This window comes from Phytoamicus setariae (assembly GCF_016722925.1).
GTDB classification, from domain to species: Bacteria; Pseudomonadota; Alphaproteobacteria; order Rhizobiales; family Rhizobiaceae; genus Rhizobium_E; species Rhizobium_E setariae.
Map to the genome: position 1 here is coordinate 39,052 of NZ_JAEQNC010000004.1, position 12,114 is coordinate 51,165.

The 12,114-nt window shown below is 58.1% G+C and carries 13 protein-coding genes; 7 read left to right on the top strand and 6 right to left on the bottom strand.

Going from position 1 to position 12,114, the window contains the following annotated elements:
* Positions 1-557: 557 nt before the first annotated feature.
* The gene (locus tag JJB09_RS07870; protein ID WP_201655722.1) at positions 558-860 is read left to right on the top strand and encodes a hypothetical protein; all 303 of its coding nucleotides are present in this window, start codon (positions 558-560) and stop codon (positions 858-860) included.
* Here the strand turns inward: JJB09_RS07870 and JJB09_RS07875 are convergent.
* A complete protein-coding gene (locus JJB09_RS07875) occupies positions 825-2,027 on the bottom strand; it encodes a pyridoxal phosphate-dependent aminotransferase (protein ID WP_201655725.1) in 1,203 nt (400 codons plus the stop codon). The genes JJB09_RS07870 and JJB09_RS07875 overlap by 36 nt on opposite strands.
* A gap of 226 nt (positions 2,028-2,253) precedes the next feature.
* Here JJB09_RS07875 and JJB09_RS07880 point away from each other — a divergent pair, with 226 nt between their 5' ends.
* The 3 genes from JJB09_RS07880 (at position 2,254) to JJB09_RS07890 (ending at position 5,651) form a co-directional block, all read left to right on the top strand.
* Entirely contained in the window at positions 2,254-3,192 is a 939-nt protein-coding gene (locus tag JJB09_RS07880) for an EAL domain-containing protein (RefSeq protein ID WP_201655728.1), read from the top strand.
* A 91-nt stretch (positions 3,193-3,283) separates the two neighbouring features.
* Positions 3,284-4,441 carry a PQQ-dependent sugar dehydrogenase gene (locus JJB09_RS07885; protein WP_343228998.1) on the top strand — a complete coding sequence of 386 codons (1,158 nt, stop codon included), beginning with the start codon at positions 3,284-3,286 and terminating at the stop codon, positions 4,439-4,441.
* 67 nt (positions 4,442-4,508) lie between these two features.
* Positions 4,509-5,651 carry a PQQ-dependent sugar dehydrogenase gene (locus tag JJB09_RS07890; RefSeq protein WP_201655730.1) on the top strand — a complete coding sequence of 381 codons (1,143 nt, stop codon included), beginning with the start codon at positions 4,509-4,511 and terminating at the stop codon, positions 5,649-5,651.
* Positions 5,652-5,719: 68 nt separating this feature from the next.
* Here the strand turns inward: JJB09_RS07890 and JJB09_RS07895 are convergent, their stop codons facing one another.
* The gene (locus JJB09_RS07895) at positions 5,720-6,151 is read right to left on the bottom strand and encodes a DUF3052 domain-containing protein (protein WP_201655733.1); all 432 of its coding nucleotides are present in this window, start codon (positions 6,149-6,151) and stop codon (positions 5,720-5,722) included.
* Entirely contained in the window at positions 6,148-7,197 is a 1,050-nt protein-coding gene (locus tag JJB09_RS07900) for a DUF1176 domain-containing protein (protein ID WP_201655736.1), read from the bottom strand. The genes JJB09_RS07895 and JJB09_RS07900 overlap by 4 nt, the downstream gene beginning before the upstream one ends.
* Before the next feature lie 255 nt (positions 7,198-7,452).
* On the opposite strand from JJB09_RS07900, the gene JJB09_RS07905 reads away from it, so the two are divergent.
* The 3 genes from JJB09_RS07905 to JJB09_RS07915 all read left to right on the top strand — a co-directional run bounded on the left by JJB09_RS07905 (position 7,453) and on the right by JJB09_RS07915 (position 9,634).
* Positions 7,453-8,343 carry a DMT family transporter gene (locus JJB09_RS07905; protein ID WP_201655739.1) on the top strand — a complete coding sequence of 297 codons (891 nt, stop codon included), beginning with the start codon at positions 7,453-7,455 and terminating at the stop codon, positions 8,341-8,343.
* A 353-nt stretch (positions 8,344-8,696) separates the two neighbouring features.
* Positions 8,697-8,912: a cold-shock protein gene (locus JJB09_RS07910; RefSeq protein WP_201655742.1), complete on the top strand. Its 216-nt coding sequence runs from the start codon at positions 8,697-8,699 to the stop codon at positions 8,910-8,912.
* Between the two features lie 194 nt (positions 8,913-9,106).
* A complete protein-coding gene (locus JJB09_RS07915) occupies positions 9,107-9,634 on the top strand; it encodes a BA14K family protein (protein ID WP_201655745.1) in 528 nt (175 codons plus the stop codon).
* A 73-nt stretch (positions 9,635-9,707) separates the two neighbouring features.
* On the opposite strand, the gene JJB09_RS07920 is transcribed toward JJB09_RS07915, so the two are convergent.
* From JJB09_RS07920 to JJB09_RS07930, 3 genes are all read right to left on the bottom strand, one after another.
* Entirely contained in the window at positions 9,708-10,355 is a 648-nt protein-coding gene (locus tag JJB09_RS07920) for an MBL fold metallo-hydrolase (protein WP_201655748.1), read from the bottom strand.
* Between the two features lie 239 nt (positions 10,356-10,594).
* Positions 10,595-10,759, bottom strand: a complete 165-nt coding sequence (locus JJB09_RS07925; RefSeq protein WP_201655751.1) for a hypothetical protein — start codon at positions 10,757-10,759, stop codon at positions 10,595-10,597.
* Positions 10,760-11,074: 315 nt separating this feature from the next.
* Positions 11,075-11,968 (bottom strand): branched-chain amino acid aminotransferase, encoded by an 894-nt coding sequence (locus JJB09_RS07930; protein WP_201655754.1) that lies wholly within the window; start codon positions 11,966-11,968, stop codon positions 11,075-11,077.
* Positions 11,969-12,114 lie beyond the last annotated feature (146 nt).

Sequence of the window (12,114 nt, forward strand, 5' to 3'; positions counted from 1 at the left end):
TCATGCGTATCTGCTCCTTGCACCCTGCACAAATAAGCACCATATCGCACTCAGTTGATGCGCATGGCGGTTTTCCTCCCAGTGCCGCTGCATCAGCTGTTCCCCTCTGGAGGTTTAATTACCTTCACAACTACAAGGGCCCGAGATTTCTCGTGGCCCTCTTTTTTTGCCTGGATTTCTACCGGATGCACCATCGCCCTGCATGCGATGCGACCCCTGGACGATTGTCGCTGCATAGCCCCCTCGCTGCCTTGTCCAGTGGCATATGCATAGCTGGCATGCACATCCGCGCCTTGTGCGACGCACAAAAAACCATCATATAGCACTCAGTTGATGCGCATGGCGGTTTTCCTCCCAGTGCCGCTGCATCAACTGTTCCCCTCTGGAGGTTTAATTACCTTCACAATTATAAAGGGCCCGAGTTTTCTCGTGGCCCTCTTTTTTTGCCTGGATTTCAACCGGATGCACCGTCGCCTGCATGCGGCCAACGCATGGACGATCGATTGTCGGAGCATTGACCCCTCGCTGCCTTGCCCAGTGGCATCTGCATAGCTGGCATGCATATCCACACCTTGTGCGACGCACAAAAAACCACCATATTGCACTCAGTTGATGCGCATGGCGGTTTTCCTCCCAGTGCCGCTGCATCAGCTGTTCCCCTCTGGAGGTTTAATTACCTTCACAATTATATGGGCCCGGTTTTTTCCGTGGCCCTTTTTTTTGCCCAAATTTCCACCAGCCGTAGCCTGCCCCAGGCAAGCGGACACGAAAAAGCCGCCGCCGGAGGACCGGCAGCGGCTCTGATGTTCTTTGTCGGACGTGGCTTACTTGCAGGAAGCGCAGAAGCGCTGGATGCGTGAGCAGGCCTCTTCGAGCAACGCCTCGGACGTGGCATACGAGATACGGAAATTCGGACCAAGGCCGAATGCCGAGCCATGCACGACGGCAACGCCTTCAGCTTCGAGCAGTTCGGTGACGAAATCCTCGTCAGTCTCGATGACCTTGCCCGAAGGTGCTGTCTTGCCGATCAGGCCGGCGCAGGACGGATAAACGTAGAATGCGCCTTCCGGCGTCGGGCAATTCAGACCCTTGGCCTGGTTGAGCATCGACACGACGAGATCGCGACGGCCCTGGAAGACCTTCTTGTTGTTCTCGATGAAGACCTGCGGACCATTGAGCGCCTCGAGGGCCGCCCACTGGGCGATGGAGTTGGTGCCCGAAGTCTGCTGGCCCTGGATCATGTCCATGGCCTTGATCAGTGCAATCGGACCTGCCGCATAGCCGATGCGCCAGCCGGTCATCGCATAGGCCTTGGAGACGCCGTTCATGGTCAGCGTGCGGTCATAAAGCGCTGGTTCGACCTCGGCCGGCGTCGCGAACTTGAAGTCGTCGAATGTCAGATGCTCGTACATGTCGTCGGTCAGCACCCAGACATGCGGATGGCGCATCAACACATCGGTCAGCGCCTTCAGTTCGTCATGGCTGTAGGCCGCACCCGACGGATTGGAGGGCGAATTGAAGATGAACCACTTGGTCTTCGGCGTAATCGCCTTTTCGAGATCTTCGGGCTGCAGCTTGAAATTGTTCTCGATCGTGGTGCCGACGAACACCGGTGTGCCGCCGCACAGCGCCACCATCTCCGGATATGACACCCAGTAGGGAGCCGGAATAACGACCTCGTCGCCCGGGTTCAGCGTCGCCATCAGCGCGTTGAACAGAATCTGCTTTCCGCCTGTTCCGACGATCACTTGGGCGGCCGTGTAGTCGAGATTGTTCTCGCGCTTGTACTTCTTGGCGATCGCCTCACGCAGTTCCTGGATACCAGCGACGGCTGTGTACTTGGTCTCGCCGCGATTGATGGCGTCGGTCGCTGCCTTCTTGATATTGTCAGGCGTATCGAAATCAGGCTCGCCCGCGCCGAGGCTGATGACATCCCGGCCTTTGGCTTTCAATTCGCGGGCCTTCTGTGCGACTGCGATGGTTGCGGAGGGCTTCACGCGGGAAAGGGCGTCGGCGAGGAAGGCCATTCTTTGAGTTCCTTGTTTGGATAAACTATGGGCGAGCGCGTTATAGGAGATCGTCCTGCCACGATCAAGGCGCTTACGCGGTTGCAAAACAGCTATAACGCAGTGCACCCGCTACAGTTTGTGATTGCCGACACTGAGAATTGACAAGGCGCGCTTAAGCCGCCGGTAATGTTTTCCCGCTATCTCTCAGTACTGACCAAATTTTCAAAAATCGGGCTGTAAAAACATGGCTGGAAACAGCATTTTCTCCAATCTCAGGCTTGAAGACGATGGCTCCTGGACTGCCGTTTACGGCGCTTTTACACTCCAGTCTGCCCTGCAGCCGATCTTCAGCCAGGATGCCGAAGGCTATCTCGAGGTGCAGGCTTTCGAGGGCCTGATCCGACCCAGTCGTGGCGGGGAACCGGTCCGTCCGGCCCAGTTCTTCAGCGAAGTCGCTCGCCAGGATACGGCGATGATCGACAGCCTCTGCCGCACCCTGCATATCCTCAATACCGGCGCTCTCAAGCGTAGCAAGGCAAAGCTCTTCGTCAACTTCCACCCCGGCCTGTTCGTGACGGATGCCGACATCCGCCGCGAAGTCGAGCAGATCCGAGTCGCCTCCCACGAGGCAGGCATGTCCGCGGAGCGGATCGTCTGCGAAATCACCCAGAAGCAAAACGATAGCGAGGACATGCTGGCACATTTCGTGCACGATCTTCGTCAACGCGGTTTCCGCATCGCGATCGACGAATATGGCGCCGATGAAAGCGACACTGCCCGGCTGAAACTGCTCAAGCCCGACTACGTCAAGTTCGAAGCGGATTGGGTCAAGGACTTTCTTGAGAACTCCGCTGGCTCGGCCCTCCTGCGGGTCATGGTTCGGCAATTCATGGAACAGGGCATCCTGGCCATCTTCGAGGGTCTGGAAGACCTTCGTCAGGTCGAAATCTGCCATAGCCTCGACGTACCGCTGTTGCAGGGCTATGCGCTGGCCCGCCCCCAACTTGCGCCCACGAGCTTCAATGACGATTTCCCCGAAGTGGATTCAACCGAGCGGACAACGTTGAAATCGGGTTCGGATCTCGAAAGATACAATCCAGACGTCCATCTGCCACGCGCGACGGCTCCAACCTACGCCCCGGTCCATCGCAAGGCGACCGCCTTCGGCAAACGGACGCGCTAGCGCCTGTCGCCCCATCCGACGCACTTTCTTGACAAGCCTGCCAAGTTGAGCCAGATCGTCAAGAAAAGCAGATAAGCTTCGGAGGAGCGACGTGGAGATATCGAAATGGCGCGCAGGCGCCATGGGCATTGCTGTGTTTTTGTTTCCCACATGCCTGACATCACCGGCCCATTCGGCCGAGCCGGTACATTTCCAGACCGAAACCGTCGAAATCGTGGTGGAGACGCTTGCAAGCGGCCTGGACCATCCATGGGCGGTCGAACCGCTAGACGGCGACACGATGCTGATTACCGAGCGCTCGGGCGCTTTGCGGGTTTTCAAGAACGGCAAGCTGTCAAAGCCCGTCAAGGGTTTGCCCAAACTCTATGCAGATGTACAGGGCGGTTTGCTCGATGTTGCTGTTTCGCCGTCATTTGCCACCGACCACCTGTTGTTCTTTACCGCCACCCAGCCTTTCAACCATGGCATCGGCGTGATCGTATTCAAGGCGAAACTCGCCGGCGACGGCGGCTGGCTGGCGGATACGAAAACGATCTTCCACTCCTCCAAGCCAAACATTGTCGATCATAATTTCGGGTCCCGTATCGCCATCGCCGACGACGGCAGCCTGTTTGTGACCATCGGCGACCAGGCGCGGGAAGCTCTGGCACAGGATCCGTTCGACCATCGCGGCTCGGTGATCCACATCAACAGGGACGGCTCGATCCCGGACAACAACCCGTTCAGAGACGGCGTGGGCGGTTTGCCTGAAATCTGGTCCATCGGGCACCGCAATCCCCAGGGGATAGCCTTCGACCCCCGCGACAGCCGCCTCTATACCGTCGAACACGGCCCCAAGGGCGGCGATGAACTGAACGCGCCTGAACCGGGCAAGAACTACGGCTGGCCGGTGATCTCCTACGGGAGCGACTACAATGGTGGGCACATCGGCAGCGGTACCGCGGCGCCAGGAATGGAGCAGCCCGTTTACTATTGGGACCCTTCGATCGCCCCGAGTTCCCTGCTCGTCTATCATGGGGACATGTTTCCGGAATGGGAGGGCAACTTTCTCGTCACCGCTCTGAAATTCGAGCTGATCGCACGGCTCGCGCGGGACGCGGACGGCAACATCGTTTCAGAGGAGCGCTTTCTCGAGGGAGAGTTCGGGCGCCTTCGCGACATCAAGCAGGCGCCTGACGGTTCGTTGCTGGTCGTTACCGATGAGGATGACGGACAGCTCCTGCGGATCTCGCGAGCGCCCTCCACGTAGTCAGCCACCATGTTGTTGCCAGAATGTTTTTCGACACTGGCTGCAATCCTTCCGCCGAGGACCAGCGATGCGCCGCCGATTTGGACGAACTTCCCTCGCCTTGCTGGCAACGCTGAGCCTTTTGCCACTTTGCAGCGGACACGCCGAGACTATCCAGACACGCAAGGTGAAGTTGTCGGTCGAAACGCTTGCACACGGCCTCAACCATCCCTGGGCAGTAGAGGTCTTGCCAGACGGCGCGATCGTGGTGACCGAGCGTACCGGCCAATTGCGCATTCTGCGCGATGGCAAGCTGTCGGCGCCCTTGGCGGGCATGCCCGACGACATCCTGGTGCGGAACCAGGGCGGCCTTCTCGATGTTGCCCTTTCCCCGGATTTTGCGCATGACCGCACGCTTTTCTTCACCGCGAGCCAGAAATTCGGGCGCAAAGTCGGCGTTTTTGTCTTTTCCGCCAGGCTTTCCCAGGACGAACGTTCCGTTACCGGCCTCGACACCATCTACAGGACGAAAAATCCCGGACGCCGGGCTACCAATCTCGGCGCGCGTATCGCATTTGCACCCGACAAGTCGATGTTTGTGACGCTCGGCGATCAGTTCACGCCCGCGCTCGCCCAGGATTTCAGCGACGCCCACGGCGCGGTGATCCGCATCAACAGAGATGGATCGGTACCTGAAGGCAATCCATTCGCGAATAAGACAGCACTTCCGGAGCTCTGGACCAAGGGCCACCGCAATCCGCAGGGCATTGCCTTCGACAGCAAGGACGGTGCCCTCTATACGGTCGAACACGGTGCGCGCGGCGGCGATGAGGTCAATAAAATCGAGCCCGGCAAGAACTACGGCTGGCCGGTAATTTCCTATGGCGTCAACTACAACGGCAGCAAGATCGGTATCGGCACGGAAGCCAAGGGCTTCGAGCAGCCGCTTTACTATTGGGACCCTTCGATCGCACCGGGAGCATTGCTGATCTATCGCGGCAAGATGTTCCCAGAGTGGGACGGCGATCTTCTCGTCGCGGCATTGAAGTTCGAGCTTATCTCCCGCCTGTCGCGCGACGCTGCGGGCAAGATTGTTTCCGAAGAGCGGATGCTGGAAGAGACCCACGGAAGGCTGCGCGACATCAAGCAAGCACCGGACGGCTCGCTGCTGGTCGTCACAGATGAGGATGACGGCCAACTCCTGCGGATTTCACGCGCGCCATCCACCTGAACAATCTGGCGACGCGACAATGTGCTTCTCGAAGCTGGAATGGTCTATCGAAGGAAGACGAGCAGATGTCAGACTGGACCGGCGCGCAACTCCTTGCGCACCACGAATTTGAGGCCGGACCACACCTCGTCGATCGCCGCAACCTTGACGTCGACAAGGCCGGTCGGCAGCAGGATTTCGCGCAGCATGTCTTCCGTGATGGTGGTCGGCACCTTGGACGCCTTCTTCGGCCATGAAATCCAAACCATCCCCTCGGGCTTGAGGTTTGCGATCAGCCGGTGCGAAACGCTCTCAAGTTCCGCCCTGCGGGTCTCGAACAGATGAATGTAGTCAAAACGGCTGATGTCCGATGGCGGCCAGACGCGCTCGCAGGCAGCATAGCCGCCAAACTCGACGATCTCGGCAATCGTGTTGGGAACATTGATCAGCAAGGCGACCTGACCATCCCTAAGGCCAATCTTGCGAGCCAACGGCGTGCCGGAATAGCCTGCATCGGTCATGGTTTTGCCGCCCACACCACAGGGAAATGTTGCGGACCGCCCATGTCCTTTTCGTCGCAATCGCCCTTTTCGCGTTTTTCCGCAAGCACCAGCGACACGCCGGCTACGGCCCATTTGTACCAGACTCCGCAATCGCCGATGCCCCGCCCCTTGAAGAAGGAGGTCAGGGTCTTCGTCTTCGGATCATAGTCCACATTATAGGCCGTGCTTGTTACAGTGGGTGCGCGGCCTCGAACATCCGGAAAGCCTACGCGCTCCAGGATAGTGTCATAGCCGGCATAGATCGCGTAGGGTTGGTTGTATGCCCCGCCAAGGCCGCATGGCACAACGATGAGGCGTGTGTCGTCCACCGACACTTCGAACGCCCCAAAGCCGCCGAAACTATCCTCCTCAAGGTCGGAGCAACCGCCATTTGTTGCGGTAAAATCATTCCGAACCACGGGTGGAAGCTCGCTCAACTGCGCAAGATCCCGAGCCGGCGCCTCTTTGGGGGGCGCCTTGTCGCCCCGCGCCACCAGCGCATCGGCGCGCCCCAACCTGCCCTGCGATTCATCCATGTAAAGCAACGATCCCTTGACGCCGTCGAGCGGCACCTGCAGCGCGGAATTGCCCACGGCCCCCTTGTAGAAAATCTCCATGCGACTGCCGGCAGACATGGTCGAGAGCAGGGCGTCAATAAAAGGTTTTTCTCCAAAAACCCGCACGTTCATCCGATCGTCGACTTTAGTATTCGCGACAGGAATGGAGACAACCTCGTTTCCATCGATCTGGACCAGGTACCGCCCTGTGCCATCGTCCTTGTTGACATCGCTGCCGGCCGGCAACAGAAATTCGACACCGGCCTCCGGCGCGGCTGCGCGGCGGAGGCCGACGTGGCTGAAGCCCTGAGCATTCGTGCCGAAATAGCTCATCTCACAGGTCAATCCATTGGTGCAGGAGACCTGCCAGTTGCGGATCTCCTTGTAGAGCCCGGCTTGGGCGTCATGGCAGGCCACAAGGCCGAAGAATGCGGCAGCACCGGCCGCCATCGTAAATTTGACCGTCATCATTTCCCCCCGCTTCTGCAATCCAGGCACACGCCGCCCACCATATCCTTGCGATGCTCGCAGGTCGCATCGAGCGGTCGCTGCATGACCGGAAAGACGAGCCAACGCGCGACTATATTCTCGGGAAACGCCGACTCAACAGCAATGTTTCTGGATTTTGCGCTGAACCATCAATATTCTTCAACTGTGTAATTATTGTTCGGCGGATAGCAACCTGCTAACCCGGTAAGGAACGATTTACCGGAAAGCTCCCGCATGACACGAATTCAAGCCAACCTGATACTCCTAGCGACCGCAGCCATATGGGGAGCAGGATTTGTCGCCCAGGACATGGCGATGGAGACGATGGGACCGCTTTGGTTCGTCGGCCTGCGGTTCCTGGTTGCGTTTATGGTGGCACTTCCACTGGCGCTACGCGAGCACAGCCGGGTGACTGCCCCGGTCAACCACCGCGAGATGTTGATTTTCGTCGTGATCGGCCTAGCGCTGTTCGGAGGAGCAACAACCCAGCAATTCGGGCTGCTGACAACCAGCGTGACCAATTCAAGCTTCCTGACTGGGCTCTATGTCATCATTGTGCCGGTGCTCAGTGTGATCGTCCTGCGCAAGATCCCGCATTGGATCATCTGGCCGGCGGCGATCATGGCGGTAACCGGCATCTATTACCTCAGCGGCGGAGAACTCGCGAGCCTGACCACCGGCGACCTGCTGACGATTGTCTGTGCCTGCTTCTGGGCCACGCAGGTGCTGCTGATCGGAGTGTTCGCACCGGGCAGCGAGCGGCCGATGGCGCTTTCGGCCATCCAGTTTCTGGTCTGCGGCCTCGGCGGCATCGTGCTGGCGATCGTTTTCGAGCCGATAACCTGGCAAGGCTTCGTCGGTGCCATTCCTGAAATTCTCTACGCCGGCCTGTTTTCTTCCGGTATCGCATTCATTCTGCAGATCATTGGCCAACGCTGGACGACCGCGCCACAGGCTGCAATTTTTCTTGCAAGCGAATCCCTGTTTGGTGCTCTTTTCGGCGCTGCCCTTCTGGGTGAGAGAATGGGCTTGCTTGGTTATGTCGGTTGCGCGCTGCTATTTACCTCGATGATTTTGGTAGAGATTGTTCCAGAAATGGCAAAATCGAAATACCGGCGCGCATGAACTACGATCATCTTGAAAAACGCAAGAAAATCAGAGCGTTTCTAAGTTTAATGAACTTCACCGAAATGAAAGCAATGCAAATTTTGCATCACGAATGAAAGTTTTGCTTGCCAAATTGCAGGAATGCCATCAGTGTACCGTCCGTTCGGGCAATTTACGAACAACGGGAAGACCTTGAGAATAACGCACCGGAGGCGCAATAATCTCCGGGTGACAGAAAGACGGGAAACCGCCCGACTGGCACGATATTAGGATCCTTTCCTCTCATGTCGGAATCTGCCTGCGTTGCGCCCTTCGGGGCATCACTGAGGATGCTGCCAACAATACTGCGCAGCGAGGAAAGGAATTGCCCCATGGCTGACACTGGCACAGTCAAGTTTTTCAACGCCGACAAAGGCTTCGGCTTCATCAAGCCGGACAAGGGTGGCTCGGACATTTTCGTCCACATCACTGCTGTTCAGGCGTCTGGCCTTACCGGCCTCACCGAAAACCAGAAAGTTTCTTACGACACCGAGCCGGATCGTCGCGGCAAGGGTCCCAAGGCCGTCAACCTGCAGGTTACTGGCTGATCATAAAGCCCGCACATGGGGCATTTTACCGCCGCTGGACATTTCCAGCGGCGGATTTTCGACATTTGGCAAGCTAAAAATCTGACCACAAAGTTGCCTTGATCCGTTCAGGCAGCATTCATGCTCCCGCTTTTACGGTCCGCCTATAATCACCGATCTGGTGCAGGTTTTCCTGGAAGGCACGGACAACGAGCATGAACAAATTCCTCAAAACTGCAGTTCTCGGGACTGCTGCAATTGCAACCCTCCTGACATCGGTCGAATTCGCCTCGGCGGGGGATCGCTATTGGCGCGGCCGGCACCATCATGGACACTATCACAACGGGGCAGTCGCCGCCGGTATCCTTGGTGGTGTGGCCGCCGGCGTCATCGTCGGATCGGTACTGGCCGAACCGCGTGAGGTTTATGACGACCCGGACGTCGTCTATGCGGATCCCGACGGGGAATATCTCGGGCCCGCGGATGAATATGACGGCCCCGGCGACGACGAATACGCCGCCCCGCGCGACCGCCGTGAGCTGAATGACGAAGCGGGTGATGACGGCTATTTCCCCGATCGCCCGCAACGCAACCAGCGCTACCAGCAGTCCGCGCGCGGTGGTTTGGAACCCTGGTCGGCAGAATGGCGCGCCTATTGCAGCCAGCGCTACCAGTCGTTCAACAATCGCACCGGAACCTATCGCGGCTATGACGGGCAGGACCACTTCTGCACCGCCGGTTGAAACCGATAGCCTGACAATCCAACGCCCCCATCCGGGGGCGTTTTAATATGCTGGGTATCTCCGCCGAATTTCCTCAGAGCCCCCTGAGGTAAGGATTGGTCCGACGCTCGTCGCCGATCCGGCTTCCCGGTCCGTGCCCGCAGATGAACCCAACCTCGTCGCCAAGCGGCAGCACCTTGTCCCGGATGGAATCAAGCAATTGCTGGTGATTGCCGCCAGGCAGATCCGTGCGGCCGATGGAACCGTTGAAAAGGACATCGCCGAGATGGGCAAAATTTTGCGCCCGGTTGAAGAATATCACATGACCGGGCGCATGACCGGGGCAGTGGTACACCTCGAAAACATGCTCGCCGAAGGATACGGTCTCGCCATCTTCAAGAAAGCGATCCGGCACCACGTTGCGGACGTTGAACTCTGTGCCGAACCGCTTGGCGCTGTCCTCCATCGACTGAAGCAGCGGCAGGTCGTCCTTGTGCGGGCCAACGATGTCCAGACCTGTCGCTTCCTTGAGTTCAAGCGCACCCCCTGCATGATCGAGATGGCCGTGTGTCAACCAGATTGCCTTGAGCTTGATATCGTTTTCCTGGATGGTCTGCAGGATCACTTCGACATCGCCACCTGGGTCGACGATTACCCCTTCCATCGTATCCGGATCGAACAACACTGTGCAGTTCTGCTGGAAGGGGGTGACCGGAATGATGCCGGCTTGAAGTTGGGCCATGTCGGATCCTGACTGATACGCTATTGTTGTCTTTCGACATGGACCATAGCGCATTGCCTGGCAAACCGGAATCGCTTTATCGAAAGGTTGGCGCACGAATTCAACGCGTTACCTTCGCAGGCGCTGAACCAGTCGTGGAAGTGGCGAGCGACACACCTGCGGGAAAGCCGAATGAAATCTCATCGGCTTTCTCGATAAGTTGCCGGAGTTGTCCTGGCTGCGACCGGGGTTAAGAACACCTAGCGAAGGCTGGCTAGTTCCACCGAGTCGATCGGCGTGGCTCCAAGGCTTGCCGTGGTGATGAGAAGAGTGGCGACGGCCAGATTGACCGCGGCGACCAGAATGACCAGCGGCCGAAGCTGGCGTGCGACGAATGCTTGTTCTGCGCTGGCTTTACTGCTCATGGTGTTTGTCCCGGTTTGGTAATGCAACGACCAGCGCTGCGATTTGTGCCCTCACTATCGCCGGAATTTTTCCGTCAGCCAGTTTCCTGCGTGACAGGTCCGCGGGTGGTTTGTCTAAAGTTTCGCATAGCTCTCTTGCCTGACTGATACGCCCGGAAAGACGGGATCAGATCACGTGGGACCCAAACTTTTTGGGAGCGAGGCAAACGGCGGTTGCGGCCCGTGAAACGAGGCGTTCGAACTCGTGGCTGCATTATCGGGCATGAAACAAAAAAGGCGGCCATGCGGCCGCCTTTTGTGGTGAAGTGTGGAGACTTATTCCGCCGCTACAGCCGCGGCCGGATAGACTTCCTTCATGTAGTCGTTCATCAGCGTCTCGCTGATCTTGCCCGGAGTGAAGGTCCATTTGCCGCCGATTTCGGATACCGGCGTGACTTCTGCAGCAGATCCTGTGAGGAAGCACTCGCTGAAACCGGAAAGCTCTTCCGGCATGATCGCGCGCTCGACAACCTCGATACCGCGGCGCTTGGCAAGCTCGATCACCGTCCGACGGGTGATGCCGTCGAGGAAGCAATCCGGGTCGGGCGTGTGGAGGACCCCATCCTTCACGAAGAAGACGTTGGCACCCGTCGCTTCTGCAACGCGACCGCGATAGTCGAGCATCATCGCATCGGCAAAACCCTTTGCCTCGGCTGCGTGCTTGGAGATCGTGCAAATCATGTAGAGACCCGCAGCCTTCGCTTTCGATGGCGCTGTCATCGGGTCGGGGCGGCGATACTCGGCAAGATCCAGCTTGATGCCCTTGAGCTTCTCAGCCGGATCAAAATAGCTGCCCCATTGCCAGATAGCGATGGCAACATTGATCCTGTTCGCCTGGGCGGACACACCCATCATCTCCGAGCCGCGCCAGGCGATAGGCCTGACATAGGCGTCGGAAAAACCCTGACGCTTCAGAAGCTCGATGGTCGCCGCATCCAGTTCGGCTACCGAGTAAGGCACCTTGAAACCCATGAACTCGGCGGAATCGTGCAGACGCTGGTTGTGCTCGGTCAGCTTGAACACACGCCCGCCGTAGGCCCGTTCGCCCTCGAACACGGCGCTCGCATAGTGCAGGCCATGGGTCAGAACGTGGATCTTGGCGTCCTTCCAGGGGATGAACTCGCCGTTCATCCATATCTGTCCGTCTAGCTGGTCAAAGGGAACTGCCATGGTGTAACCTCCCGGCGGAAAACGCCTGATGCTTGAACTGATTGTACCCCGCCGCCGGGAACTGTCTACCCTATTTGGCTGCCGGAACGGAGGACATGAATGTTGAAGACAGTCCGGTGAAGCCGTGTAACGATCGCTTCAGGAAG